General features: G+C 60.9%; 22 protein-coding genes and 3 pseudogenes. 10 read left to right on the top strand and 15 right to left on the bottom strand.

Annotation, left to right across the window (positions count from 1 at the left end; translation table 11 throughout):
- Positions 1 to 122: 122 nt before the first annotated feature.
- Both WIN67_RS31130 and WIN67_RS31125 read left to right on the top strand, forming a co-directional pair.
- Positions 123 to 899, top strand: a pseudogene (locus WIN67_RS31130) (PAS domain-containing protein); the annotation flags it as partial.
- The gene (locus tag WIN67_RS31125) at positions 894 to 1,436 is read left to right on the top strand and encodes a methyl-accepting chemotaxis protein (RefSeq protein WP_371826212.1); all 543 of its coding nucleotides are present in this window, start codon (positions 894 to 896) and stop codon (positions 1,434 to 1,436) included. The pseudogene WIN67_RS31130 and the gene WIN67_RS31125, both read left to right, overlap by 6 nt.
- A 104-nt stretch (positions 1,437 to 1,540) precedes the next feature.
- Here WIN67_RS31125 and WIN67_RS16825 read toward each other — a convergent pair whose 3' ends face one another.
- Together WIN67_RS16825 and WIN67_RS16820 are read right to left on the bottom strand one after the other, a co-directional pair.
- Complete coding sequence (locus WIN67_RS16825) at positions 1,541 to 3,253, bottom strand: amidase (RefSeq protein WP_306382172.1); 1,713 nt, start codon at positions 3,251 to 3,253, stop codon at positions 1,541 to 1,543.
- A gap of 147 nt (positions 3,254 to 3,400) precedes the next feature.
- On the bottom strand, positions 3,401 to 3,991 hold the full coding sequence (locus WIN67_RS16820; protein WP_339069398.1) for a hypothetical protein: 591 nt from the start codon (positions 3,989 to 3,991) through the stop codon (positions 3,401 to 3,403).
- A 332-nt stretch (positions 3,992 to 4,323) separates the two neighbouring features.
- Here WIN67_RS16820 and WIN67_RS16815 point away from each other — a divergent pair, with 332 nt between their 5' ends.
- Entirely contained in the window at positions 4,324 to 5,898 is a 1,575-nt protein-coding gene (locus tag WIN67_RS16815; RefSeq protein ID WP_170003915.1) for a sensor domain-containing diguanylate cyclase, read from the top strand.
- An 84-nt stretch (positions 5,899 to 5,982) separates the two neighbouring features.
- On the top strand, positions 5,983 to 6,348 hold the full coding sequence (locus tag WIN67_RS16810; protein WP_102879133.1) for a DUF7677 family protein: 366 nt from the start codon (positions 5,983 to 5,985) through the stop codon (positions 6,346 to 6,348).
- Between the two features lie 202 nt (positions 6,349 to 6,550).
- On the opposite strand, the gene WIN67_RS16805 is transcribed toward WIN67_RS16810, so the two are convergent.
- The gene (locus WIN67_RS16805; protein ID WP_102863580.1) at positions 6,551 to 8,770 is read right to left on the bottom strand and encodes an OsmC domain/YcaO domain-containing protein; all 2,220 of its coding nucleotides are present in this window, start codon (positions 8,768 to 8,770) and stop codon (positions 6,551 to 6,553) included.
- A 187-nt stretch (positions 8,771 to 8,957) separates the two neighbouring features.
- Here WIN67_RS16805 and WIN67_RS16800 point away from each other — a divergent pair, with 187 nt between their 5' ends.
- Positions 8,958 to 9,347: a hypothetical protein gene (locus WIN67_RS16800; protein ID WP_339069396.1), complete on the top strand. Its 390-nt coding sequence runs from the start codon at positions 8,958 to 8,960 to the stop codon at positions 9,345 to 9,347.
- A gap of 192 nt (positions 9,348 to 9,539) precedes the next feature.
- Here the strand turns inward: WIN67_RS16800 and WIN67_RS16795 are convergent, their stop codons facing one another.
- The 4 genes and pseudogenes from WIN67_RS16795 to WIN67_RS16780 all read right to left on the bottom strand — a co-directional run.
- Positions 9,540 to 10,538, bottom strand: coding sequence for an NADP-dependent oxidoreductase (locus WIN67_RS16795; RefSeq protein WP_339069394.1), 999 nt, complete (start codon positions 10,536 to 10,538; stop codon positions 9,540 to 9,542).
- 143 nt (positions 10,539 to 10,681) lie between these two features.
- A complete protein-coding gene (locus WIN67_RS16790; RefSeq protein ID WP_339069392.1) occupies positions 10,682 to 11,470 on the bottom strand; it encodes an SDR family oxidoreductase in 789 nt (262 codons plus the stop codon).
- Between the two features lie 56 nt (positions 11,471 to 11,526).
- Entirely contained in the window at positions 11,527 to 11,649 is a 123-nt protein-coding gene (locus WIN67_RS16785; protein ID WP_339071748.1) for a hypothetical protein, read from the bottom strand.
- Positions 11,637 to 11,884, bottom strand: a pseudogene (locus WIN67_RS16780) (alkene reductase); the annotation flags it as partial. The gene WIN67_RS16785 and the pseudogene WIN67_RS16780, both read right to left, overlap by 13 nt.
- A gap of 149 nt (positions 11,885 to 12,033) precedes the next feature.
- Here WIN67_RS16780 and WIN67_RS16775 point away from each other — a divergent pair.
- Positions 12,034 to 12,621 (top strand): TetR/AcrR family transcriptional regulator, encoded by a 588-nt coding sequence (locus WIN67_RS16775; protein WP_180988380.1) that lies wholly within the window; start codon positions 12,034 to 12,036, stop codon positions 12,619 to 12,621.
- 122 nt (positions 12,622 to 12,743) lie between these two features.
- On the opposite strand, the gene WIN67_RS16770 is transcribed toward WIN67_RS16775, so the two are convergent.
- Genes WIN67_RS16770 through WIN67_RS16760 form a run of 3 tightly spaced genes read right to left on the bottom strand, consistent with a single transcriptional unit; the run spans position 12,744 to position 14,267 of the window.
- Positions 12,744 to 13,175: a carboxymuconolactone decarboxylase family protein gene (locus tag WIN67_RS16770; protein ID WP_170003927.1), complete on the bottom strand. Its 432-nt coding sequence runs from the start codon at positions 13,173 to 13,175 to the stop codon at positions 12,744 to 12,746.
- 28 nt (positions 13,176 to 13,203) lie between these two features.
- A complete protein-coding gene (locus tag WIN67_RS16765; RefSeq protein ID WP_339069390.1) occupies positions 13,204 to 13,824 on the bottom strand; it encodes an FMN-dependent NADH-azoreductase in 621 nt (206 codons plus the stop codon).
- Complete coding sequence (locus tag WIN67_RS16760) at positions 13,821 to 14,267, bottom strand: GNAT family N-acetyltransferase (protein ID WP_170003931.1); 447 nt, start codon at positions 14,265 to 14,267, stop codon at positions 13,821 to 13,823. Before WIN67_RS16760 ends, WIN67_RS16765 begins: the two co-directional genes overlap by 4 nt.
- Before the next feature lie 87 nt (positions 14,268 to 14,354).
- Here WIN67_RS16760 and WIN67_RS16755 point away from each other — a divergent pair.
- Together WIN67_RS16755 and WIN67_RS16750 are read left to right on the top strand one after the other, a co-directional pair.
- Positions 14,355 to 15,745 (top strand): annotated as a pseudogene (locus WIN67_RS16755) (PLP-dependent aminotransferase family protein).
- 261 nt (positions 15,746 to 16,006) lie between these two features.
- Positions 16,007 to 16,456 (top strand): GNAT family N-acetyltransferase, encoded by a 450-nt coding sequence (locus WIN67_RS16750; RefSeq protein ID WP_102879140.1) that lies wholly within the window; start codon positions 16,007 to 16,009, stop codon positions 16,454 to 16,456.
- A 22-nt stretch (positions 16,457 to 16,478) separates the two neighbouring features.
- Here the strand turns inward: WIN67_RS16750 and WIN67_RS16745 are convergent, their stop codons facing one another.
- Genes WIN67_RS16745 through WIN67_RS16735 form a run of 3 tightly spaced genes read right to left on the bottom strand, consistent with a single transcriptional unit; the run spans position 16,479 to position 18,619 of the window.
- Complete coding sequence (locus tag WIN67_RS16745; RefSeq protein ID WP_339069386.1) at positions 16,479 to 17,234, bottom strand: DUF4253 domain-containing protein; 756 nt, start codon at positions 17,232 to 17,234, stop codon at positions 16,479 to 16,481.
- Positions 17,235 to 17,289: 55 nt separating this feature from the next.
- Entirely contained in the window at positions 17,290 to 17,847 is a 558-nt protein-coding gene (locus WIN67_RS16740) for a hypothetical protein (protein ID WP_339069384.1), read from the bottom strand.
- The gene (locus WIN67_RS16735) at positions 17,834 to 18,619 is read right to left on the bottom strand and encodes a response regulator transcription factor (RefSeq protein WP_102863385.1); all 786 of its coding nucleotides are present in this window, start codon (positions 18,617 to 18,619) and stop codon (positions 17,834 to 17,836) included. The genes WIN67_RS16740 and WIN67_RS16735 overlap by 14 nt, the downstream gene beginning before the upstream one ends.
- Before the next feature lie 138 nt (positions 18,620 to 18,757).
- Between WIN67_RS16735 and WIN67_RS16730 the strand changes: the two genes are divergently transcribed.
- Positions 18,758 to 19,861, top strand: a complete 1,104-nt coding sequence (locus WIN67_RS16730) for a polyamine ABC transporter substrate-binding protein (protein WP_102879142.1) — start codon at positions 18,758 to 18,760, stop codon at positions 19,859 to 19,861.
- A 166-nt stretch (positions 19,862 to 20,027) separates the two neighbouring features.
- On the top strand, positions 20,028 to 21,221 hold the full coding sequence (locus WIN67_RS16725) for a contractile injection system protein, VgrG/Pvc8 family (protein ID WP_339071723.1): 1,194 nt from the start codon (positions 20,028 to 20,030) through the stop codon (positions 21,219 to 21,221).
- 105 nt (positions 21,222 to 21,326) lie between these two features.
- Here the strand turns inward: WIN67_RS16725 and WIN67_RS16720 are convergent, their stop codons facing one another.
- A complete protein-coding gene (locus tag WIN67_RS16720; protein WP_110653319.1) occupies positions 21,327 to 22,607 on the bottom strand; it encodes an MFS transporter in 1,281 nt (426 codons plus the stop codon).
- Positions 22,604 to 25,048, bottom strand: a complete 2,445-nt coding sequence (locus tag WIN67_RS16715; RefSeq protein ID WP_339069379.1) for a lantibiotic dehydratase — start codon at positions 25,046 to 25,048, stop codon at positions 22,604 to 22,606. Before WIN67_RS16715 ends, WIN67_RS16720 begins: the two co-directional genes overlap by 4 nt.
- Between the last annotated feature and the right edge of the window lies 1 nt (position 25,049).

Raw genomic sequence — 25,049 nt, 5'->3', positions numbered from 1 at the left:
GGGGAGAAAATGGAGCGCTGCAAACAATGCTTCTATAGTGTTTTTGCAGCATAAAAAAAGCTGAAAACAAACCCCCAACGGTTGCCGATAGCAAAGAGTCTCTCCTTTAGCAGGATGCGCCCATGTTCAATACTCGTTTGAAAATGCAGTTGCAGTCTCTTCAGTCGGAGCTTTCAGTGGCTCGACAGTTGCTCAACGGGATTGAGACTTGCCTTGTGCGTGCGGTCCTTGACGCCAACTACAACGTTATAGATGCCAATGAAGGCTTTCTGAACATGTTGGGGTGTGGCGCCAACCAAGTGCTGAACAAACCGCTCGACAATTTCATTCCGCAGTATGTGCGGCAGATGGATTGTTATCGTCGTTTGCTCGACAGCGTGAACAACCACGACGCGGTTATCGATACTTACCGTTTTCAGCGTCCCGATGGCGGACTGTCGTGGTTTCGTGGCCTCTGGCAGCCGATTGTCAATCAACAGGGGCAATTGGAAAGTATCCATGCCTTTGGTTCGAACATCACCGAGACCGTTGACACTTCGGCGGAGAATTCGGCGTTCATTCAAGCGCTGCTGCGCTCCACCGCGGTGATCGAGTTCGATCTTCAAGGCCATATCCTGCAAGCGAACGAGCAGTTTCTGCGCTCAATGGGCTATGAACTTGGGCAAATCAAAGGCAAGCACCACAGCATGTTCTGTGACCCAGCCGATGCCGCGTCCAGTCATTACAAGGAGTTCTGGGCGACCCTCAATCGCGGTGAATTCGTGGCTGACCGTTTCAAGCGCGTCGATGCCCATGGTCGAGTCGTTTGGCTGGAAGCGACCTACAACCCGGTGCACAACGCACAGGGCGTCCTTTACAAGGTGGTCAAGTTCGCCACGGTCATTACCGAGCAAGTGGCTCGCGAGCAGCAGGTGAACGAGGCGGCGACCATCGCGTTCGAGATCTCCCAACAAACCGACATCAGCGCTCGCCGAGGCGCCGATGTGGTGCAGAACACCGTGCAAACGATGCGCATGATCTCGGATGAAATGCAGGCGGCATCCGCCGGGATTGAAGCCTTGGGCAAGCAATCACTGCTGATCAGCTCGATTGTCCAGACCATTGGCGGCATTGCCCAACAGACCAACTTGCTTGCGCTCAACGCAGCAATCGAGGCGGCGCGGGCCGGTGAGCAGGGCCGGGGGTTTGCCGTGGTCGCCGATGAAGTGAGGCAGTTGGCGGGGCGCACCAGTGCCGCTACCGAAGAAATCGTCAGCGTTGTACAGCAGAACCAGAGTCTGGCGGATGCAGCCGTAAGCGGCATGGCCAACAGTCGCGGGCAGGCTGAAGAAGGCCTGGCACTTGCCAACGAGGCCGGCTCGGTGATTCTCGAAATCCAGGAGGGTGCGCGCCAGGTTGTGGGGGCCGTGGGGCGTTTCGCCAATCAGCTGAAATAGCCTGCGCAGCATAACGTTGCGCGCCCCTGGCGGTGCATCGCTGTGGTGCGTTGTCAGGCTGGTAAAGGCCCGGGGCGCCTTATGGGCGCCCCGGGCCTTTGCGCTTAGCGAGCGGGTGACAAGGCCGGCGTGCGTGGTGGAATCAGGCGCTTGCTGCCGGTGGATTCGAAGGCCGATGCCAGGCGCAGCAGGCTCGAATCGTCATAGGCGCGGCCGGCGAAGGTCAGGCCGACCGGCATGCCGATGTCTGCCATCACGCCCATCGGCACGGTCACCGTGGGCACGCCCAGGTGGCGGATCGCAAGGTTGCCGTTGGCCACCCACACGCCATTGCTCCAGGCGATGTCCGCCGACTCGGGATTGATGTCGGCATCGGCCGGGCCGACGTCGGCCACGGTGGGGAACAGCACGGCGTCCAGCCCCAGGCGATCCATCCACTCTTCCAGATCGATGCGCCGGGTCTGCTCCAGGCCGCGCAGGCCGTCGGCCAGGGAGGCGATCTGGTCCCAGGTCTTGAGCCCGCGCTTGGCCATGGTTACGTACTGGTCCATGCCGGCGGCCAGGTCGTCTTCGCGGTTGGGCAGGGTGCCGGGATCGTGGGGGAAGATCTGCGGCCCGTCGACATCCGCCAGGCGGTTTAGCTTGGGGTCGTCGTTGGCCCGCAGGAAGTCGTCGAAGGCCCAGCCCGACAGTTCCCACAGCTCGTCATGGAGGAACTCCTTGCTGACCAGGCCGCGGTTGTACACGGTCGGTGCCCCGGGGCGGTCGCCTTCGCAGTTGGACACCAGCGGGAAATCCACTTCCAGGACTTCGGCGCCGGCGGCTTCCAGGGCGCGACGCGCCTGTTCCCAGAGGCTGATCACCGAGGGCCGGGTGTGAATGCGCTGGCCGGTGGGGCCGCCGATGCCGGGCTTGTCGCTGGTGCCGGCTTCCGGGTCAGCGTTGATGTACATGCGTGGTACGCCAAAGCGCTTGCCCTTGAGCGCCGTGGCGTCGGCCGCCAGTTGCGGGTAGGACGCCGGGCGCACCGAGCTCACGCTGGGAATCGGCACCCAGGGTTGCAGGCGCCACAGGTCGCCGCGGGTGTCGGGGTCTTCGGCCACCACCACATCCAGCACTTGCAGCAGGTCGGCCATGGTCCGGGCGAAGGGCACCACCACGTCCATGGTCGGGGTCAGCGGCCAGTTGCCGCGCACCGAAATCACCCCACGCGATGGTGTGTAGGCGCACAGGCCATTGTTGGAGGCCGGGCCACGACCGCTGGACCAGGTTTCCTCGGCCAGGCCGAAGGCGGCGAAGCTGGCGGCGGTGGCCGTGCCGGCACCATTGGAGGAGCCCGAGGCAAAGGGCGCGGTCAGGTAAGCGGCGTTGTAGGGGCTTTCCGCGCGGCCATACACCCCGCGCTGCATGCCGCCATTGGCCATGGGCGGCATATTGGTCTTGCCCAGGCAGATGGCCCCGGCGCCCCGCAGGCGCTCGATGGTGAAGGCATCGCGGTAGGCCACCAGCTCGGCGAAGGCCGGGCTGCCGGAAGCAGCCGTCAGGCCCTTGACCAGATAGCTGTCCTTGGCGGTGTAGGGAATGCCGTCCAGTGGGCCTAGGGTCTGGCCCTTGGCGCGACGCTCATCGGACGCTTCGGCTTCCTTCAGGGCCTCGGGGTTGCGCACCACCACGGCGTTGAGGGCGGTGGCGGTATCGGGGCCATCGTAGGCGTCGATCCGCGCCAGATAGGCCTGGACCAGTTCCACGGCGGTGGTCCGGCCCGATTCCAGGGCGGCGCGCAGGTCGGCAATGGACACTTCGGTGACTTCGATCATGGGGCTACCGCCGTTGGCTGGTGGGTGAGAAGGTCAAGAGGGCGCAACGGAGCGCGGGTGTTCGGGTAATGGCTGTGCATGGTGATTCTCGTGGTACGGCTGGGCACGACAAGGGGTGCAAGGGAAAACTGTGGGCCTTTTTAGCATCTAGTGCGGGGCAGAGGAACCGTTGAACTCGCCCAGGTAGTCCAGCGTCGGCGTGCTTTGCGGCGGGCGCTGATTGGGCCCGGAGGCAACCGATCGCTGGTCGCCATCAATCGACTCGCTGCCGACGATGATGAAGTGGCTGTAATGCGCCTTGATCCGCGAGCGCAGCCGCTGTTGCTCGGCATCACTGCGGATCAGCGATTCCAGGTATTGCGGGCAGTCGTCTTTGCCGATCAGCTCGACGAAATCGGCGTCCATGTAGTAGCCCAATTCCTGCCTGAGGCGCCAGCTGGGATTGCGCGCTTCCCAGGCGCTGAATTCGGCGTCGCTGGCATCCGCCGCAGGTTCGGGCTCCCACTGTTCGAAGGCGAACCGTTCAGCCTCGGCCTGGCTGGGGAAGTGGGCGGCGAACAGGTGAAAGGCGAAGTAGGCATTGGCGGCTTCGAGCAGGGCCAGGTTGGCGGACTCGGCCTGTTCCTGGGGCTGGACCGGATCGACCGTTGCATCCTCTTCATGGGGCGCCTGGAGTGTGTCAGTGGCCGACGGTGCTGGCTTTTCGAGAGGGTCGAACAAGGTGCTGAAGACGCTCATGGACGGTCCTTGCGATCAGTGATGCGGGCGGTTGGGGGGCAACCCTGGTCTGAGGTGGCGCATTGTGCCGGGTTGGGGCGGGTCTGAACACCACGGGCCGTGCGCCACTGGACGCCTGGTCATTTTATCGATTGCCAATCGGAGCAACCCGGGTAGACTGCGCGGCTCTAACACCTGACGCCTTTATAGCCAAACAGTGCAGGCGTTTCGACGATGTTCGACGGATGATTATCCATGTGACTAGGGCGCACGGACGTGAATGATCCATAGCCGGCAGGCAGTTGGCGCAACATCGAAATCCACTGTCTGCTTGCTCATCCGGACTTTTTTACATGCCTACCCGGCCCAAGCCCAAGCTTAATCTTCGTGTGCTGATTCTGGTCTTCGTACTGTTTGCAGCATTAGCCACTCTGGCCAACAGCTTCTGGGTCATGTTCAAGATCCAGAAGCAGGAACTCATCGAAAACGCCCTGCAAGTCAACCAGGCCTATGCCGCGCGGATCGCCTCCGGTGTGGAGCAGGTGCTCAGTTCCGATCAGGAACGCTTGAAGTATGCCGCCGCTGTCCTGGGCGGGGACTTTGACGACTCGCAACGACTGGTCGGCGAAGCCCGGCGCTTGCTGGGGCAGGACAACAGCTTCAACTCGGTACTGATCACGAATGCGACCGGCACCATCATCGCCTCAATGCCCGAGCACCTGAATCTCAATGGCCAGTCCCTGCAAGACCAGACACCGCTCAGGCTGCGTCAACCGATCATCAGCAAGGCCTTCAAGTCCATTGCCGGCAATCTGCTGGTTTTTGTATCCCAGCCGGTGTTTGACGGCAAAGGGCGGTACTTGGGGCTGGTCGGCGGCAGCATCCGACTTGAACAGAAGAACGCCCTTCAAGACTTGATGGACCGGCAGGTACGTGAAGATGGCGCCCATGTCTATCTGGTGGACAGTAATCGGCGGGTTCTCTATCACCCCTATCCCGAGCAAATCGGCCAGATCGTTGCCGAGGACCCGATCGTCGATGCGGCCTTGAGCCAGGGCGGGGGTTCATTGCAGGCGCTGGATGCCCAGGGCGTGGAAATGCTCGCAGGTTTCACCCATGTGCCCAGCAGCGGTTGGGGGGTGATCGCCCAGCAGCCCCTCGGCAACATCCAGGCCACGCTGCAGGTAACCATGTCCAAAGTCGCCAAGGGCATACTGCCGCTGGCGTTGTTCGGCCTGGTGCTGATCTGGTGGTTGGGGACCAGGATTTCGGCGCCGCTGTCGCGGCTGGCCGAGAGTGCCAAGCGCCTGGACAGCCCTGAGAGCTATGAGCGCATCAGCGCGATCCCGGCGCAGTATTCTGAAAGTTGGCAGATTCGTCGGGCGCTGCTGCTGGGCACCAGCCTGCTCCAGGAAAAGATCGGCCGGCTTAACCAGCAGGCGCAAAGTGATGCGCTGACCGGGCTGGCCAACCGGCGGGCGATGCAGGACACCCTGGCGCACTGGCAACAGGCCAATCAGCCGTTCGCCATTGTTTCCATGGACATCGATCACTTCAAACGGGTGAACGACACCTTCGGCCATGGCGTGGGGGATGAAACCCTGAGAGCGATTGCCGACCTGATGAAGCAAAATTCGCGCACTGACGACCTGCCGTGCCGGGTGGGCGGCGAGGAGTTTGTCCTGCTCTTGCCGAACAGTTCGCTACGGGCTGCAACCGATGTCGCAGAGCGCCTGCGAGCCTCGATCGCCGCGGCGCAGATCGATACCGTCGGGCACATTACGGTTTCGTTGGGCGTCAGCGTGTGGCAGCCGGGAAGTGGTTCGATCACCGCTGCGTTGGAAAAGGCCGACCAGTTGTTGTATCAGGCCAAGCAGAAGGGACGTAATTGCGTGGTAGCCGAACAGCGCTCGCTGGCCGTCAGTTGAACACGGCGGCTGCCGTCGGCTTGCTTGCACAGCGGCCAGTACCGGAGAATCCACCCGGTCCGATACCCAGCAGAGGCAAGCCGCATGCATTACCCGAAACAACTCAGCCCGGAGTTTTCCGGGGCGTTGCGCACCTTCAGTTTCTGGGTCGCCAACGGCACCCTCGGCTACCCGCTGCTGGAGGGCGTCGACTATCGCAGTTGCCTGAGCGAAGAGCCGAGCATGCTGGAGATGGCCTACGCGATTTTTGCCAATGTGCTGGAGCTGGACGAAGAGGGCGTACCGGTGAATGCCAAGTACGCCGAGTACCGTGCCGCCCAATACATTCGCCAGTATTGCGATCCGGGCTACACCGTCGTGCCGGCATTCGAGGAATGGGAGCAGGAGCTGTACGGCCCGCCCGAGCGAGAAGACCGCAAGCCCTGGCCGCCGGGGATGCGCAATGGCTAACGCGTCGCTGTCGGAGCGAGCAAACGCGCTCCTCAGGTATCTGCTGGTGTGATCAGCCAGGGGGCGTCTGGCTAGTTGTGGGAGCGAGCTTGCTCGCGATGGCCGTCAACGAAAACGCCGCGTTCACTGGGTGAACGCGGCGTTTTTGAGTGCTTCGCGAGCAAGCTCGCTCCTACGGGTACAGGCAGAGGCGGGCGCTGTGTCAGCGGTTGGCTGCGCTCCACTTGGCCCGCGCCGCGTGCAGCTTCTTGTAGCTGTCGATCAGGCGCAGGTGACGGTCCAGGCCTTCGAGCTGCAGGTTGGTCGGGGTCAGGCCGTAGAAGCGCACGCTACCGTCCACCGAGCCGATCACCGCGTCCATCCGTTCGTTGCCGAACATGCGCCGTAAGTTGGCTTCGTAGTCGCCCAGCTCCAGTTCGTCGTCCAGCTCCACTTCCAGTACCGCGTTCAAGGCCTGATAGAACAGCCCGCGCTCGACGGTGTTGTCGTTGTATTGCAGGAACATCTCCACCAGTTCCTTGGCCGGGTCGAACTGCCCCAGGGCCACGTGGAGCAGCAGCTTGAGTTCGAGGATGGTCAACTGGCCCCAGGCCGTGTTGTCGTCGAACTCGATGCCGATCAGGGTGGTGATGTCGGTGTAGTCGTCCAGTTCGCTTTCTTCCAGGCGCTCCAGCAGTGAGCGCAAACCGTCTTCGTCCAGGCTGTGCAGGTTGAGGATGTCTTCACGGAAGAACAGCGCCTTGTTGGTGTTGTCCCAGATCAGGTCGTCCACCGGGTAGATTTCCGAATAGTCCGGCACCAGGATGCGGCAGGCGGTGGCCCCCAGGTGCTGGTACACCGCCATGTAGACTTCCTTGCCCAGGCCTTCGAGGATGCCGAACAGGGTCGCGGCTTCCTCGGCGCTGGCTTTTTCCCTTTCACTGAAGCCGCTCTGGCTGGTGAAGTCCCACTCGACGAATTCGAAGTCCGCCTTGGCACTGAAGAAACGCCACGACACCACGCCGCTGGAGTCGATGAAGTGCTCGACGAAGTTGTTCGGCTCCATCAGCGCCTGGCTTTCAAAGGTCGGTTGCGGCAGGTCGTTCAAGCCTTCGAAGCTGCGGCCCTGGAGCAGTTCGGTGAGGCTGCGCTCCAGCGCCACCTCGAAGCTCGGGTGAGCACCGAACGAAGCAAACACGCCACCGGTGCGCGGGTTCATCAGGGTCACGCACATCACCGGGAACTCACCGCCCAGGGACGCGTCCTTGACCAGCACCGGGAAGCCTTGCTCTTCCAGGCCCTGGATGCCCGCCAGAATGCTCGGGTACTTGGCCAGCACTTCCTGGGGCACGTCCGGCAGGGCCAGCTCGCCTTCGAGGATCTGGCGCTTGACCGCCCGCTCGAAGATCTCCGACAGGCACTGCACCTGGGCTTCGGCCAGGGTGTTGCCGGCGCTCATGCCGTTGCTCAGGTAAAGGTTCTCGATCAGGTTGGAGGGGAAGTACACCACCTCGCCGTCGGACTGGCGCACGTAGGGCAGGCAGCAGATGCCGCGCTCGATATTGCCCGAGTTGGTGTCGTACAGGTGGGAGCCGCGCAGCTCGCCATCGGGGTTATAGATGGCCAGGCAGTGTTCGTCGAGGATCTCCTTGGGCAGCTCATCCTTGCGCCCCGGCTGGAACCAGCGCTCGTCCGGGTAGTGCACGAACTCGGCGTTGGCGATTTCCTCGCCCCAGAACTGGTCGTTGTAGAAGAAGTTGCAGTTCAGGCGCTCGATGAACTCGCCCAGGGCCGACGCCAGGGCGCTTTCCTTGGTCGCGCCCTTGCCGTTGGTGAAGCACATCGGCGACTGCGCATCGCGGATATGCAGCGACCAGACGTTGGGCACGATATTGCGCCACGAAGCGATTTCGATCTTCATCCCCAGACCCGCGAGAATCCCGGACATGTTGGCGATGGTCTGCTCCAGGGGCAGGTCCTTGCCGGCAATGTAGGTGCCTGCGCTGGCGCCCGATTGCGGCATCAACAGCGCCTGGGCATCGGCGTCGAGGTTTTCCACTTCCTCGATGATGAACTCGGGGCCGGTCTGCACCACCTTCTTCACGGTGCAACGGTCGATGGAACGCAGGATGCCCTGGCGGTCCTTGTCGGAGATGTCCGCCGGCAGTTCGACCTGGATCTTGAAGATCTGGTTGTAGCGGTTTTCCGGATCGACAATGTTGTTCTGCGACAGGCGGATATTGTCGGTGGGGATGTTGCGGGTCTGGCAGTACAGCTTGACGAAGTACGCCGCGCACAGCGCCGAAGAAGCCAGGAAATAGTCGAACGGACCCGGCGCCGAACCATCGCCCTTGTAGCGGATCGGTTGGTCGGCCACCACCGTGAAGTCGTCGAACTTGGCTTCAAGTCGAAGGTTGTCGAGAAAGTTGACCTTGATTTCCATGGGGGGCACCGGCATCACAAAGCAAAAAATGGCGGGCATTATCCGGGTTTTTGCGCGGCAGTGGGGCGGTTTTTGGGCCGGCGCGTACCCACGGGCGCCAAGCGGTGGCCTTGATCCGATGAACAGGGCGTTTGGCGGATGTTAATCTGCGCCTCCCGGACAAACGGTGGGCCAGTGGATGCAGAGGATGTTGAGTGAAGCCGAGCTTCACAAGGTGCTGGAAGCGATCGAAAGCGACGCCTGCCAGGACCTGAATCGTCTCTATGACGGGATGCAGATAGACCGGTGTGCTCTTTTCAATCAAGTCGCCATGGCGGTGGCCCGGCTCTTTATCGAGGGGCGGCGCGACTTTCATTACGGCGATGCGGTCATGAATACCTTGTTCAGTGACATGGTTGATCTGTCCTTGCACGCTGACATGCCCGAGCCGGCCTTTTCCATCTACCTGGCGTTTGATGCCGGAGAGTATCGTCACCCGGGGGATGGGCAGGATGAGTTGCCTTGGGAAAAGTGGACGCGGCCGGCGCTTGAACGGATTCTGCGCGAAGCCGATGAGGGGGCGTCGGTCGAGGTTTAGCCGGCCTGGGTTGTCGCCAGAAAAGCCGACGGACCTACGGCTCCAGCATCAAGCGGCGCCAAAGGATCTGTGGCGGCGCAACAGCATCCGCCGGCACTTGCGGTGCAGGTTTGTCCGGCGCCTGCGCTGGCGTTGCCTCGTCGGGTTCAGGGGCTGTCGTCGATTCAGTCGGGGTATCGGTAGGCGCTGTGGTCATTTGATCTTGATCACCACCTTGCCCTTGGCTCGTCCCTGCTCGACGTACTGCAAGGCCTCTGCCGTCGATTCGAAACTGAAGCTGCGGTCAACCACAGGCTTGATGATTCCGGCCTCGATCAGCGCGGTGATCTGTTGCAGCTGGGCGCCATCGGCCCGCATGAACACAAAGGCGTAGCGGACATCCCGCTGGCGCGCCTTGCGCCGGATACCGAAGCTCAAGAGGCGCATGACCTGCTGCAACGGCCAGGCCAGCCCTTGCTCCTGGGCGAACTGCAACGTGGGTGGCCCGGAGATGGAAATCAGCTGGCCACCGGGCTTGAGCACCTGGAGTGATTTCTTCAGCACGTCGTCGCCGAGGCTGTTGAGCACCACGTCGTAGCCGTGCAGGACGTCTTCGAAGTGCTGCTGCGTGTAGTCGATCACCTGATCGGCCCCCAGCGCTTTGACCCATTGGACATTCCCCGTGCTGGTGGTGGTCGCGACAAAGGCGCCAAGGTGCTTGGCAAGTTGGATGGCCAGGGTGCCGACGCCGCCTGCACCGGCGTGGATCAACACGTTCTGACCCTTTTTCAGCTGGGCGGTTTGCACCAGCACCTGCCAGGCGGTGAGCGCGACCAAGGGGATCGACGCGGCCTCGATCATGCTGGTGTTGGCAGGTTTCAGGGCGACGGCCTGTTCGTTAACGGCGATCCATTGGGCGAACGTCCCGATCCGTGTTTCAGGCGGGCGCGCATAGACTTCGTCTCCCGGCTTGAAGCGTTGCACTTGAGGACCCACCTCAACCACGACGCCCGCCAGGTCATTGCCCAGTATCAGCGGCAATGCATAGGGCAGGATCAGCTTGAATTTGCCTGTGCGGATCTTCGAGTCCAGCACGTTGACGCTGCTGGCGTGGATCTCGATCAACACGTCGTGGGCACCCACCGTGGGCGTGGGCACTTCGCCAATACGCCCGCTGTGCTGGCCATAGCGATCAATCAGAAAGGCTTTCATCGTGGTGCGGCTCTGGTCGGTTGGAGTGAGGGGGGGCGGTTGTGGTCAGGGGTAGGCGTTGGGTTCATTTCTCCCTCCGACAGCGGACCGGATTCGCCACAGTGCCTGCCGCGAATCCGCCGCGAATGCTCCCTGCCTGAAGATCACTGCTGGGTCTGGTAACGCTGGGCTACTTCGGATTGACGGATGTGCCCCAGCAGACCCTGACGCGCGCTCTGCAGGTCATCCCAGCGTTCAGCCTGTTGCAGCGGCGGGATGGTCACCGCTTCGCGTCGGTCAAAGCCGACCAGCGCGGCGTCCACCAGATCGCCCACTTCCATGATGTCGTCCAGGGTGTTGATATCGACACCGGAGCGGTCCCAGATTTCCGTGCGGGTGGCGGCCGGTAGCACGGCTTGCACGTACACGCCCCGGGGCGACAGTTCCAGGCTCAGGCCTTGGGACAGGAACAGCACAAAGGCCTTGGTTGCGCCATAGACCGTCATGCCGAATTCCGGCGCCAGGCCCACCACCGAACCGATGTTGATGATCGCGCCGTCGCCGGCCTTGGCCAGACGCGGGGCAATGGCGCTGGTCAGGCGCACCAGTGCCGTGGTGTTGAGGGCAATCAGTTGCGCAACGCTGTCGGTGCTTTGCTCGATGAAGCCGCCGGAGAGGGCGGCGCCGGCATTATTGATCAGGATGCCGATGCGGGCGTCGTCGCGCAGGCGGGCTTCAACGGTGGTCAGATCGCTGAGTTGGGTCAGATCCGCTTTCATCACCTCGACGGCGACCTCGTGCTCGCTGCGCAATCGGGCGGCCAGAGTGTCCAGGCGTGCCTGATCGCGGGCGACCAGCACCAGATCGTGGCCGCGTTGCGCGAAGCGCTCGGCGTAGACGGCGCCAATGCCAGTGGAGGCGCCAGTGATCAGAACGGTAGGGCGAGTGCTCATGGGGTCATCTCTCTTTCTAGAGTGGGGGGAAAACAGCCTGCTCGGATTGTGCTTGCTCAGCTTGCATTGGCGCTCGATTCAACCAGCGTCGGGTAGTCGATGTAGCCTGCCGCGCCGCCGCCGTAGAGGGTGGCGGGATTGAACGCGGACAAGGCGGCGCCGGTCTTGAGACGCTCCACCAGAAACCCTCAATCTGCGCCTGGGTGTAGATCCGCCCTGGCCCTGTTGGGAAATCTGCGTGGCTTCGCTGATCAGCAAGCCGGCGCTAGCGCGTTGGCTGTAATAGGTGGCGGCGAATTCGCTGGGAACAGAGCCTGTGCCGGCGCGGTTGCGGGTCAGTGGCGCGAGGACGATGCGGTTCGACAGCGCGAGGGCGCCGAGGGTGTAAGGGGTGAACAGGTTCTGATCGGTCATCTGGTGTCTCTTGCGTGCCCGAGGGTGGAGGTCGGTGGTGCGTGCAATTAGGATGATGATCGAAATCTAAGCTGTCAACGGTTTTGATTATGATCGACATCTATGTATGATCGGCCCCATGATTTTCCGATGCATAGGAGGTATTGCAGGTGAGAGTGAGCAAGGCCCAGGCGCAGGCCAATCGAGAGCACATCGTTGAAACGGCTTCTGAGTTGTTCCGTGAGCGCGGCTTCGACGGTGTGGGGGTGTCGGACCTCATGGCGGCGGCCGGTTTCACCCATGGAGGTTTCTACAAGCATTTCGGTTCGAAGGCCGATCTCATGGCCGAGGCCTCGGCCTGCAGCCTTGCCAAGTCGCTGGCTGGCCTGCAAGCGCTCGATGTGCCTGGCTTCATCGACGTCTATGTGACCCGAGAACACCGCGACGAACGTGGCGGCGGTTGCACCATGGCCGCATTGGGTGGCGACGCGGCGCGTCAATCGGATGATGTGAAAGCGAGGTTTGCCGAAGGGATCGAGCACACCCTGAAAACCCTGGGGGACAAATACCCGACCCGGCCGGATGCCGCACCGGGTGAGGGCAGGCAGAAAATGATCGACCTGCTGTCGCGTGCGGTCGGTGCGATTATTTTGTCCCGTGCCTGCCCGGATGATTCCGCGCTGGCGGATGAGATTCTTGAGGTGTGCCGCGCTGAGATGTTTGCTTCGTTGCCGGTTGATAAAGACCAGCCGGCGTGAAGGGCGACGATTCAAGCCGATAGTGGTGTGGCGCACCAGCACCCGCAGCAGCCCCGGCGGTGGACTCACCCGCGCGAACGGTTAACGGCTGAACCATTGAGGCTGCTGTGCTCTGCTTGCTCTTAGAGCTTCATGCCCACCGCCAGTCGGTTAAAGGCATTCATCAAGGACACGGCCAACGTCAGATCGGAAATTTCGACGTCACTGAAGTGCGCTTTCAGGGGATCGTACAGCGCGTCGGGTGCGCCCTTGTCGTGAACGTAGGTGAGGGTCTCGGTCCAGGCCAGGGCGGCGCGCTCGCGGTCGTTGAACAGTTCGCTGACGCGCCAGCCGGCGAGGCAATCCAGCTTTTCCTGGGCGACTCCACATTCACGCAGGGTCTGCGAGTGCTTGCCCAGGCAGAACGAGCAGCCGTTGATCTGCGACACGCGCAAAAACACCAGTTCCACCAGGGGCAAGCCCAGGGGGCTGGCGACCAGGGCGGTGTTGGTGGCGAGCAGGCCTTGATAGGCAGCAGGCGACAAAGTGGCAAAGGGCAGTCTGAGTTGGCTCATGGTGAAACTCCGATATGGAAAAAAGTGATCAGGCACAAACGAGGGGGTTGAACAGGGGCTGCAAGGACAGTGCGCTGCGGGCCTCGTCGAGGGTTGCACGCACGGCCTCGTCACCGAATACCAAGCCCTGCAGATAGGTGAACTGCAGGTCGAACAGGCCGAGGGTGTTCAACACCTGGCGCAGGTAAGGCGTCAGAAAGTCCGGTTGGCGTGCCCGTTCGCCCTGGTGAAAACCGCCGGAACTGACCAGGACATGCACCGGGCGGTCCTTCAATAGCCCGACCTTGCCCTCCGGGCCGGAGCTGAAGGTCCGGTGAATGCGCAGCACATAGTCGATCCACAGCTTGAGCGCGGCCGGCAGGGTGAAGTTGTGCATGGGCGTGGCAATCAGCAGCACATCGCAGCGTTCCAGCTCACGAATCAGCTCTTCGGATACCTCGAACAGTGGCGCGTCGAAGGGCGTAGCGGTGGTCAGAGCGTGGGCGTAGTCCAGGCCCAGCGGCGGCAACGGATTGGCCCCCAGATCGCGCTCGACCCGTTCCAGGTGTGGATAGCGTTGGCGCAGGGAGCTCACCAGTTCCAGTGCCAGCTGATTGCCATGGGAAACCTGGCCACGGGGACTGGCGTTGATCAGCAGCAGGTTGTTCATGCCGGCTCCCCACCCTGAAGTCGCTGGGTGAAGTGCATGCCCCGGGCCAGCAACCCCTGACGGAAATAGAAGCGCTGGGCCAGGGGCATATGCAGGCCGGTATCCAGGACCAAGTGCTCGCATTGACGCTGCACGGCCTCATCCCGCACCGCGCTCAACAGCCGCGCTCCCAAGCCGCTGCGCTGAAGCTCCGGGCTCACGACCAGGTCATCGACGTAGATGAAACGCCCGTAGAGCAGGTTTTCCAGCTCGCGGTAACCCGCCAGGCCGACGATGCGCTCAGCGTCCCACGCGGCGAGCAAGCGGTAGCCCTGCTCGGTTTGCCGGGCCACTTGGGCGACATAGGCCGCCGGGCTGGTGAGGTGCGGGCGCAAGACACGCATCAAGTCGAAACTGGCCGCCAGGGCCGCTTCGCTGTCGAGGTGTTGAAGGGGGTAGGGCATGGTCGTCATCCGCTGCAAAGAGATGACCCACTTTAGGAGGTCAATGGCTTAAGCTACAGGGCCAAAAAATGCATAAATGACTAGGCCATGATCCTTCCTTTCGAATTGGACCGCAGCCAGACGGCGCCGATCTATCGCCAGCTTTACCAGCGGTTTCGCGAGTCGATTGCCGATGGCCGCCTGCGTCCGGGAGACCGCGTGCCTGCCGTTCGCGCCTTGGCGGCGGAGCTGAACCTAGCGCGAGGCACTGTGGAAGCGGCCTATCAACTGCTGATAGGCGAGGGCTACCTGACTGCTCGCGGGGCCGCCGGGACCATTGTCACCCCGCAACTGGCGCCGGTTTGCGCGCCCCAGTGGCTGCAACGACCTACCAGGCCACCCATGCCGGCACGTCGCCCCTGGCACTGCAAATGGGCCTGCCAGCGCTGGACGCTTTTCCGCGCAAACTCTGGACGCGACTGGCGGGCCGGCAACTGCGCCAGACGGGCTTGGAAGGTCTCGTCTACCCGGACGCGCAGGGCTATGCACCGTTGCGCGCAGCCATCGCGTCCTACCTGGGGATTTCCCGGGGCATCAGCTGCCACCCGGAACAGATTTTCGTCTGCGCCGGCTACCGCGCCTGCCTCGACCTGATCAGCCACACGCTGATGGGCCCGGGCGCCACCTGCTGGCTGGAAGAGCCCGGCTACTTCATGGCCAGGAACGCCCTGCTGGAAGCCGGCGCACAGTTGGTGCCGGTGCCCGTGGACGATCAGGGCCTGGACGTCGCCCAAGGCATCGCCCGCGCCCCAGAGGCCGGCTTTGCCGTGGTCACGCCAACCCACCAGAGCCCGCTGGGGGTGTCGCTGTCCCTGCCGCGGCGCTTGGCCCTGCTGGACTGGGCCAAGCGCCAGGGCAGCTGGATCATCGAGGACGACTACGACAGCGAATACCGCTACCAGGGCAAGCCCTTGCCGGCCCTCAAGAGCCTCGACCAGCAGGGCCGCGTGCTCTACACCGGCACCTTCAGCAAAGTCCTGTTTCCAGGGCTGCGCCTGGCCTACCTGGTGGTGCCCGCCGAACAGACCCCAGCGTTCGCCCGTCAGGCGGATCGTCTGCACAATCACTGCCCGCACCTACTTCAAGCGACCGTCACCGCCTTCCTCAACGAGGGTCACTTCGCACGGCATCTAAATAAAATGCGCGGCCTCTACGCGCGACGCCGTCAATGGCTGATCGATGCGTTGCATCAACAGTTTGCCGAGGGTTTACAGATAAACCCTCAAGCAGGCGGCATGCACTTGGTCGCCGGTCTTGGGCAAGGGAATGATGTCGAGTTCGCCCAGCGCGCCCGGGCGGTGGGCATCGCGGTTGAGCCGCTGTCACAGTGGTACCTGGAAGCCCAGTCCAGGCAGGGCCTGGGGATGGGCTTCACCAACGTTGCCAGTGCCGAACAGGCATCGACGCTGGCGCTGCGCTTGGCGCAAGTCATCCAGTGAAGAAGGGAGCTGATTGTTACTGGCGCGAAATGGCCCGCAGCAAGGTTTGAGTCGCAACAGTCCCGCCGGGACCACTTCGCGATGCAGCACTTTTTTCTGAGCTTGAAAATGGAACGCATGTGGCGGTGTGGTTATACCAACCCTGCCGAAGCAAGCAGCGACATCGCTGAAGGAGGTGTCTGTTTGCCGCGGCGTTGCTGCGTATCGCAAGGTTGGATGTTCTGGTATAGAAACACTCCACTCAAGCCAAGGACGACGACTGTGCAGATACGCAAGATGACTCACGAAGACCTGCCGAGCGCCGCTGCCCTTTGCCTGGAAGCGTTCATGCTGGCGGTTGCGCCTTCGCTGTCAGCGCAGGGCGTGGAAACCTTCGCCAAGGTAGCGGCAAAGGAGGCGTTTGCCGAACGAATGGCGAGTGACAACCTGATGCTGGTTTGTGTCACAGAGGGAACCCTGGTCGGACTGATCGAGCTCAAGGAAGGACGCCATGTGGCGATGCTGTTCGTTGCGCCGCTGTGGCAGCGGCGCGGCGTTGGCAAACGCTTGGTGAACGCAGCTCTGGAGCAGGCCAGAGCCGATGTGGTAACCGTCAGAGCGTCTCTGTCCTCAGTGGCAGCTTACGAAGGTTACGGTTTCGCGTTGGCTGGGGAGGAGGGTGAGTTTGCCGGGCTGATCTATCAGCCGATGGAGAAGCGGCTGAGCCTGTGAATCCACACCCTTTCTCCAAGCGTCATTCCACGTAGCGCAGCCACAGGTGTGTCCGCTCGCGGATCGCCTGGGCGACCGCTGAAATTACCGCTTGCCGGTTCTCATCAGGGGTGTTGTAGAGCGCACAAAAATCCTTCGCCACGGCGTTGGCGACGTGCAGGTCGGCAGGCGCTGCACGCAGGAAACCGAGGTAAGACGCGCCAACCCCCATCAATTCATAACCGTGGGCCTGGGCAAAATGGCGCGCTAGCGCATAGTTTTGCGCGGGGCCCAGGTCGCAACTGAAATAGCCGTTGGGAAACGCAGCCAGTGCCTGGCAGGCATGCTCGACCGGAACCAGGAGCGCCGAGAGAGGCTGGTCGAGCAGTGAAACCGGATTGTTCTGATAGTCCATCCATTCCTGCAGGGCGGGCTGGTCAAGGGTCAGGCCGTGGGCGCAAGCATCTTCGAACGAGCTGCCGGCCACCAGCTCGGTGAAGTTGCGCAAGCAGATTGCGAACTCGGCTTTGGTGGTGGGATAGCCCAGGTATTCGCCCTGTTCGAAGCATTCGGCAGGTAACTGGGCAATGTCCTGTTCCGAGGCCTCGTCCAGTCCCAGGTTGTTGCGGGCATGCCCGCAGGTGTAGCGAGCCTGCGGCAGATCATCCAGCGAGAAGAGGGGCCTGAAGCCTGGGTGGTTGTCGGCGATCTGGCGGTAGGCGTCGATCAGCTCATCCAGGCTGGAAATGGCGCTCAGGCTGTACTCATCGCAGGTGCCGGCAGCGGGGTTACCAGGCATTGCGTTACCGCGAAATTGCATATCCATCGAAGTGCTACCTGCTTAGGGTTGATGTTCAGGTCAATGATTCAGCTTTTCTGCGCGCCAGCGCACCACCTGCCAGCACCGCCGGCATGATGGCCAGGCAGCAGCTGATATGCACCCAGCTTATCTGGCTCAAGGAGAAGATCCCCACGGGAATGCCCCAGACCAGCAGAATGATGACCCCGACCCAGATGGCGGGACGCAAGGAGCGGGTCGCGTGGGTCCGGGTGCTGACAAATCCCCCCAGCCCTGCCATGAGGGCCCAGCTCAGCACCGTCAGCCATTGAACGCTATGCAGGCTGACCAGTTGATTGTGCTGTTGTTTCCAACCCGGTTCGCCAAGGGCAACGAACGCAGGAGGGAGAAACTGTGCAATGACCAGCCCGAAAACAGGCAGCACCAGGGCGCAGGAGAGCAGGCCGAAGAGAATGGCTTTAAACATGGGGTGTTCGACATCCGTGTTGAGAGGGGCTTGGAGGGTGTTGCTGATGGGATGCGGGGTTCGTGAGGCATCCAGGCTATGCAGTGGTTTGCTTACGGTTTCCCGGCAGGGATCGTCATCGAGGTCGATAGCGTCAAGAGAGAACATCCTGTTTTGGCATGAAGAATCGAGCGAAGAGTTCGGATTGCGACTTGATGTTCAGCTTGGCGTAAATGTTGCGACGGTGAACCTTTATCGTCTCTGCCGAGAGGGAAAGTTTGCCAGCGATCTCCTTGTTGGAAAAGCCACTGAGCAACAGCCTGAGTACATCGCTCTCGCGGGTGGTTATTTGCGTGCCTAGCTGGCTAATGGTTTCGGGCCATTGCGGCGGGGCGCTGAGGTTTTTCTCGACATCCGTTTCAAAGCACATGCGCTGATGCATCAACGCAGTGACCCACGGCTTGATCAGATCCAGCATCGTGATCTGTTCTTGATTGAAGTGCACGCCGCTGCCAATGGAGATGCACAGGGTTCTGTCGGCATCGAGCTGGATGTTGTATTGCACTTCATCGACAGAAATGTATTGCGCAAAGTACTTGTGGTAGTACTCGGTTTCCCGAAAGTACTCCGGCGCAATATCCAGCAGGTGAAAGAATCCGCTCTGCGGGTTTTCTCGATTGGCGATATAAAAGGGGTCCAGCAGATATAGCCCCTTTACATACAGGTGAATGAACGCATCCACCTCTTCCACATCGGCTACTTCGGGAAGACTGACCACTTGTACTTGTTGATTGCTGAAGATCAGCACGACCCAGTTATCGATCTGCACATATTCATTGAGTGTGCGAATAAGCGAACTCCAGAAGTCTGGACGGTTCAGCTGCATGATCAGTTTTCCAATCGAGCGGTGCCAAGCCAGGCTATGCAGGTCGAGTGGCATTTTCTACCCCTTTAGGGTTAGGGAGTCGTAGGTAAAAGGTAAGTAATCGTAGGTATTTACTATTGCCCAAGGCTCGGTATATTCGCCTTCAAGGTTTACGACAGCCATGAGGGCACGTCGTCTAGACAGGGATGTTGCATGAGAAAATCACCTTTGCGAACCGTTTTTTCGGTCGCGTTGCTCTGCGCCGGAATCAGTACATCCGCAGGTGCAGTAGAGCCAGGAATGTACCTGTACAACTGGTTCGGGCTGCTGGCTCCGGAAACGCCAAAAGAGTTCGAACAGGCCACGGGCACCCGAATTCACATGGATGCCTTCGACAGCGCCGAGATCATGCAGAGCAAGGTCATGGCCGGACGCACCGGCTATGACGTGGTGGTGGCGACCTCCAATGTGTTGCCCAGCCTGATCGAGGCGGGGGTGCTGCAGCCGCTGGACCCTGCCCAGCTGAGTAACCTGTCCCACGTCGACCCGGCCATCCTGGCCCAACTTGCGGTCAACGACCCAGGCAATCGCTACGCTGTGCCTTATTTGTGGGGCACCACCGGCATTGGCTATGACGTGGATAAAGTCAAAGCGGCATTGGGTGATCATGCGCCAGTCGATAGTTGGGACTTGATCTTCAAGGAAGAGAACATCAGCAAGCTCAAGTCTTGCGGTGTGGCCATGCTTGATTCGCCCAGCGAGATCATTTCGATTGCCTTGAATTACCTTGGGCTCCCCAGCAATAGCAAGAACCCGGATGATTACCAGAAGGCTCAGGAACTGCTGTTGAAGATCCGGCCTTATATCGTTTATTTCGATTCCTCCAGAATTGACACTGACTTGGCGGGCGGCAACATTTGTGTCGTGGTGGGCTGGGCTAATGGCGCCCTGGCGGCGCAGGCCGCCAACGAAAGTGCCAATACCGGACGCACGATCAGCTACAGCCTGCCTCGCGAAGGTGCGTTGGTCTGGTCGGAAAACCTGGTGCTGCTCAAAGACGCCCCTCACCCAAAAGAAGGCCTGGCGTTTATCAATTACATGATGCGTCCGGAAGTGATTGCCAAAACGTCAAATCACACGCTGTATCCTAATGCCAATAAGGATGCCACCGAGTTTGTCCAGCAGAAGTTGCGCGATAACCCATGGATATATCCCGACAAGGCAACCGTCGCAACACTGGTTCCGCTTGAACCGCTGCCATTGAAGTTGGAGCGCATCCGGACGCGGGTCTGGACTAAGGTGAAGAGCAGTATCTGATCGGGTTTGACTCTTCCTCTCCTGCGCCATGCACGTTTTATAGCGAGTGCGGGCTCATTATTTAAAACATTCGTTGAAATGTATTCGTCATGCGGGAAATTAACTTTCCCGCATGGCGGTATGCGCCTGTGTCCATTCAATACCTGATCCAAGAGGAGCACAGTGGATGTTCAGCCCAGCCAATCAACCGCACTTCTGTTTGACCATCGACGGTTTTGCGCATGAGGTTCAAGTGCTCGCATTCACCGGGGAAGAGGCGATCAGCAAGCCTTACTTTTTCAAGGTGGAGTGTGTGAGTGGCCGACCCGACCTGGAACTGCAAAGCCTCGTCGACAGGGAGGCCTTCCTGGCTATCGATGGCCACGGCAATGGCATTCACGGGCGCATCTATCACATCGCCCAATGTGCGGACACCCAGTGCTACAACCTGGCCCTGGTTCCGCACCTGTCCTACTTGCGCCACCGCACCAACCAGAGGATCTATCAGCAGTTTTCGGTACCGGCCATCGTTGCCCTGATTCTCGAAGAACACGGGATTCTGGGCGATGCCTACCGCTTTGAGTTGGACTCGACCTACCCCGAGCGTGATTGCTGTACCCAGTTTGGTGAAACGGATTTGCACTTCATCCAGCGCTTGTGTGAGGAGGAGGGGATTCACTTTCACTTCCAGCACAGTGCTCAAGGTCATGTGCTGGTGTTTGGCGATCATCAGGCGGTTTTTCCCAGGATCGAGCAAGCCACGGCTGTCGCCCCCGAGGGCGACAGGCGGGCCAACGAGCGACTGATCAAGCCCGCCAGGCAGCTCACCCCGCAGGCCGGTGAGCACCGCCGCGCGGCCTACCGTCCGCTTGAAAGCCAAGGTCAGCAAACCGGGTTAGCCAGTGGCCATGTTCTGGAAATTCCCGGCCCGCCGGGCCAAGAGCGCAATGAGCCATGGCTTCTGACTCGGGTCATCCATGAAGGCAGACAGCCACAGGTATTGAATGAGTACGCCAGTGGCGACCCGGCTGACGATGACCGGCATCCGGGTTACTGCAATCGCTTCATGCTTGTGCCGGGGAATGCGCTCTATCGTCCGCCTTTGGCTCACGAGAAACCGCAGGTGCCCAGCCAGACTGCGCAGGTTATCGCCATGGAAGATGAAGCGCTGCGCACTGATGGGCGCTGCGCAAGGCTCAAGGTCAAGTTTCCCTGGGATCGGGAAGGTCGGTTTGACGACAAAAGCAGCTGTTGGCTAGGAGGCGCTGCCAATTGGCAGTGCGAATTGACGCCACTGCGAACGGGGGTGGAAGTCAGGGTCACCTTTCTTGAAAGCGACCCCGATCAACCGTTGATCAGCGGTTGCCTGTGCTGTCAGTGATTCGATGCTGAGCATGCCTTGCTCGCTCATACGCAGCGCAACTGGCGGGTTTTTGCGGCGGGTTGACGGACCTGTGGTCAACGAAGACCAGCTGGCCGCCAGCGTTTACCGCGCCGTCGCTGTTTTCAGTTGCCACGGTTTGAAACTCAGCCACAGCAACACCCCAGGTACCTGCAACGCAATCATCACGCCCAGCGACCACTGATAAGCCTCCACCGGATGCCCTTGTCCACTGGCCGGCCACAGGTTCAGGATCTCTCCCATCAACCATTGCAAGGCGAACGCCAGCACGAACACCACCAGGTTGAACGACGAGCTGACCCGCCCGGCCAGTTCAGGCGATACCGACTGGGCTACGATCGCGTAGTTCATGGTGGTGGAGGTGCCGAAGAAGCTGAACCCCATGGCAATCAGCAGCGGCGACACCGGCAGTCCGCTGATCATCAGCGATTGAAACACGATGAAAATCGCAACCCCGGCGCCGCACACCATGATCGGCTGCACACCAAAGCGGCGCAGGTAGTCGGTGATCGAGCCGAAGGCCAGCGAACCTGCCACCATCGCCACGGTGCCCCAGAGCAAGGTATTGGCCATGCTCGACTCGCTGAGCTGGGCGACATCGCGTAGCCACGGTCCCATCCACAGCGACAGCACCGACATGTAGATCGCATGGGCAAACACCGAGTACAACGCCAGTCGCCAGAATACCCACGAGGAGTAAAGCGTCCCCACGGCCTTGGACATTTCGGCCAGAGTGGTGTGCTTGGGTTTGTAGGTGCGCGGCACGCTCAGGTGAATGACCGCGCTGACGAACAGAGTCAACAGCGCCAGAATCAAGAACGCTTCACGCCATGAGATCCACTTGAGCAGTTCATGCAGCGGCGTGGTGGACGCCATGGCGCCCAGGCCACCTACCGACAACAGGCACGCCGTACTCAGCGGCAGACGCTCGACCGGCAGCCAGATGGTGCACGCCTTGATCGCACTCATCAGCGAACCGGCAACCCCCAGGCCGATCAGGCCGCGACCGATGATCAGACCCAGCTCAGTATGGGAGAAGCTGAAAATCAGCGAGCCCAATACCGCGAACAACAGCATGGGGGCCTGCACGCTGCGCGGACCGTAGCGGTCGAGCATGACGCCGAGCGGAATCTGCGCCGCGGCGAAGGTCAGAAAGTACACGCCGGTCAGCAGGCCCATGCTGCTGGCCGGCAGGTGCAGTTCCTGCTCCAGGTCCACATAGATCAAAGCGTTGACCGTGCGAAACAGGTACGAGACGAAATGGCCGAGGCCAAAGGGAATGAATATGGTCAAAAACAGGTACACAAACGTGTGCTTTATTTCCTGGTCGGCCTTGGCGCAAGAGGCTGTATTTTCTTTACTCATGTCGCAAGAGCCTCGCATGTGGAAAAGGTTGTGCGTATTTCACAGCAGAAACGCCCCCGTGCCTCTTCAAGCCAAAGTTCATCGGGGCACGGTCGCATTTCAGAGAACTTGACGTGGCCAGCGTTCTTCAGCGCATTGCTGATGCCGTCGAAGGACAAAGGGTTGTCGAAGTCGAGGAACAGCGGTTTGGGTTCGGTATCGATCTTGACGAAGGCATAGCGGGGCAAACCGTGAGCGCCAGCCCAGGCACGCCATTGCAGGGTGTGTTCAAGCTCGTCGATCGAGCCCTTCGGTTCCGGCAGGCGATCGCGGGCAAATAGCCAGGAAGCGCGCTTGTAGAGGGTCCGGCCCAACCAGATACGGCGGTGATCGTGTTTGGCCACGGCGCTGCCGGCCAGGGCGAAGCCCAGCCGATGCAAGGGCGTGGAATACACGCACAGCAAGTCTTCGCTGAACTGACCCAGGGCGTCGACCACTTGCAGGCGACCGTTCACCCGCAGCACTTTTGCCCTGCCGGCGGCAAACTGCTGGTGCGCTGCGACACAACCGCCGCCAGACGGCAGCACCAATTGCAGGTAGGAGGGCTGCAATGGCCAGTCGATGTGGGAGCGCTGATAGCTCTCGGGCGAGTCAGCCAGTACCAGGCGCGGGCGTTGGAAAATCGCCTCCACCTGTTGGTTTATCTGCGTATTGAAGGGTCCGAACGGGGCGGCAACGGGCTGGCTCAGCGTATGAACTGCCGGGTGCACTTCACCGACGATGATTTGGTAGTCGCCGCGATTGAAAGCCTCGACCGACGCGCTGGAGAGCAGGATATCCGGAGAGTGAAAGTCGCTGCCGAACACCTCGAAGCCTTCGACATCCAGAAGAGTGTTCAGCAGGCTGATCAGGCGCTCGACATCCGCAGTACACAGACGCACTTCGGCATGCTCCGGGAAGCCCTGCAGCAGTTGCGCCCAAGCGGTTTCCAGGCACTGATCGAGGTCGCCGATGATGCGCGCTTCAAGTGCAGGCAACAGAGGGGCAAGGGTGTTGAGCAGGTCGAGAAAATCAACCGGTTTGCCGGGGTTGGCCACCTGGCGCTGCTCCCAGACCTCAATGAAAGCCTGATTGAGCTGGTGCGCGATGGCTTTGATCAGCCACTGATTGATGCGCATCAGCGGCGCCAGTTCTTGGTTGATTTGGTCGAGCATGGCTTGCCCAAGGCTGATGTTCATGTTTCTCGAACAATCTTCGTACAGCGGGTAACGCCCAACATACATGGCGCCGGTTTCTCGGCTGAGGTCGACCCCGGCCTCGCCAAGCAGTTGGTTCAAGCGCTCCAGGCATTCGGTCCGACGCATCAGGTCGCCGTGGGCATAGTCACGGCGCAAGCCCTCCAGTGCTTCAAGGCGCGATTGCCAGAGCTGGTTGAACGGGTCGGATACCCCCGCGTTGGCCAAACAGCGTTGCAGCTGCACGATGGGGTGACGCTCACGGGGCGACATTTGCCAGCCCCGGCGCACGATACGTTTGCTCACCAGGTGCTCCAGCAGATCGCGCAATGTGCCAGCCGCGTCTTGCGGAGAGTTGTTCAATATCCCCGCATAAGTGGCGGCTCGACCCGGGTGCTCGCTGATGTACTGCAGTACCTGTGCGGTTTGCGGGTTGAGGCGCTGGCTTTTGCCAATCGGCATGAACAGGGTCTGTTCGTGCAGGTAGCAGCCGGTATTGAGCTGCAAGGGCATAAGGTCGGTGTCTGGGCATTGCTGGTTGATCTGTTCGACCAACCGCTGTACCACCCAATTCTCGAAGAAGGTGTGGCGATCCTTGATCCACGCCGTGTCATCCTGGGTCAGATGCACATTGGCCGTCTGCCGGGTATCGAACCGGCCCCAGGCCAAAGGTCCGAAAAAACTGGAGGTATCGTTCTTGGCGCAGAAACGTTGCGCGTAACTCCAGCCCAAGCGCAGCTTCTGCTTTTTGCGGGTGTCGTTCCTGCTGTGCCGATCCCTGATCAGCTCACGGATGCGTGTCAACGCCGACGGGTTGGAGATGAACAAGGCCTCGGCCACCGCCTCGTCATCCAGGAAGTCGATCAGCCCTTGGCGGGCGCTCTCCAGATAGGCGTCATATTCCCGGGCGGCTTCTTCAGGCGCTGACGTTCGCGCCAGCAAAGCATTCCAGTGTTGCAAAGCCTCACCGAGAGGTTCGCGCAGTACTTCTGGCAGATCGGTGGGTTGCAGGGCCTGGTTCTCGTTGAGTTTGCGGATGAATTTGCGGCAGGCCTGGGGCGAATGCGCGTTGGCCTTTTCAAGTAGCGTCGCCTTCAGCGTCTGCAAGGAGCGGAAGTCTTGCTCGAAGGCGCGGCACGCCGGCAGGTCGGCGAATCGGCCCAGATCCGTCAAGTGATGAATGGGGAAGCCGGTCGAGCGCAGCCAGAAGTACTGTGAGCTTTCCATG

The sequence above is a fragment of the Pseudomonas idahonensis genome, from assembly GCF_037903935.1.
In the GTDB taxonomy this organism is placed as follows: domain Bacteria; phylum Pseudomonadota; class Gammaproteobacteria; order Pseudomonadales; family Pseudomonadaceae; genus Aquipseudomonas; species Aquipseudomonas danubii.
This window is presented reverse-complemented; position numbering and strand designations above follow the sequence as displayed.

Bases quoted from the DNA above. Each gene is read 5' to 3' on its own strand.
- WIN67_RS16715 (WP_339069379.1), bottom strand. From the start codon at position 25,048: ATGGAAAGCTCACAGTACTTCTGGCTGCGCTCGACCGGCTTCCCCATT.
- WIN67_RS16795 (WP_339069394.1), bottom strand. From the start codon at position 10,538: ATGAAAGCCTTTCTGATTGATCGCTATGGCCAGCACAGCGGGCGTATT.
- WIN67_RS16745 (WP_339069386.1), bottom strand. From the start codon at position 17,234: ATGCCTGGTAACCCCGCTGCCGGCACCTGCGATGAGTACAGCCTGAGC.
- WIN67_RS16800 (WP_339069396.1), top strand. From the start codon at position 8,958: ATGTTGAGTGAAGCCGAGCTTCACAAGGTGCTGGAAGCGATCGAAAGC.
- WIN67_RS16740 (WP_339069384.1), bottom strand. From the start codon at position 17,847: ATGTTCTCTCTTGACGCTATCGACCTCGATGACGATCCCTGCCGGGAA.
- WIN67_RS16735 (WP_102863385.1), bottom strand. From the start codon at position 18,619: ATGCCACTCGACCTGCATAGCCTGGCTTGGCACCGCTCGATTGGAAAA.
- WIN67_RS16770 (WP_170003927.1), bottom strand. From the start codon at position 13,175: ATGAGCCAACTCAGACTGCCCTTTGCCACTTTGTCGCCTGCTGCCTAT.
- WIN67_RS16790 (WP_339069392.1), bottom strand. From the start codon at position 11,470: ATGAGCACTCGCCCTACCGTTCTGATCACTGGCGCCTCCACTGGCATT.
- WIN67_RS16815 (WP_170003915.1), top strand. From the start codon at position 4,324: ATGCCTACCCGGCCCAAGCCCAAGCTTAATCTTCGTGTGCTGATTCTG.
- WIN67_RS16810 (WP_102879133.1), top strand. From the start codon at position 5,983: ATGCATTACCCGAAACAACTCAGCCCGGAGTTTTCCGGGGCGTTGCGC.
- WIN67_RS16760 (WP_170003931.1), bottom strand. From the start codon at position 14,267: ATGCCCTACCCCCTTCAACACCTCGACAGCGAAGCGGCCCTGGCGGCC.
- WIN67_RS16805 (WP_102863580.1), bottom strand. From the start codon at position 8,770: ATGGAAATCAAGGTCAACTTTCTCGACAACCTTCGACTTGAAGCCAAG.
- WIN67_RS16730 (WP_102879142.1), top strand. From the start codon at position 18,758: ATGAGAAAATCACCTTTGCGAACCGTTTTTTCGGTCGCGTTGCTCTGC.
- WIN67_RS16825 (WP_306382172.1), bottom strand. From the start codon at position 3,253: ATGATCGAAGTCACCGAAGTGTCCATTGCCGACCTGCGCGCCGCCCTG.
- WIN67_RS16765 (WP_339069390.1), bottom strand. From the start codon at position 13,824: ATGAACAACCTGCTGCTGATCAACGCCAGTCCCCGTGGCCAGGTTTCC.
- WIN67_RS16820 (WP_339069398.1), bottom strand. From the start codon at position 3,991: ATGAGCGTCTTCAGCACCTTGTTCGACCCTCTCGAAAAGCCAGCACCG.
- WIN67_RS16725 (WP_339071723.1), top strand. From the start codon at position 20,028: ATGTTCAGCCCAGCCAATCAACCGCACTTCTGTTTGACCATCGACGGT.
- WIN67_RS16720 (WP_110653319.1), bottom strand. From the start codon at position 22,607: ATGAGTAAAGAAAATACAGCCTCTTGCGCCAAGGCCGACCAGGAAATA.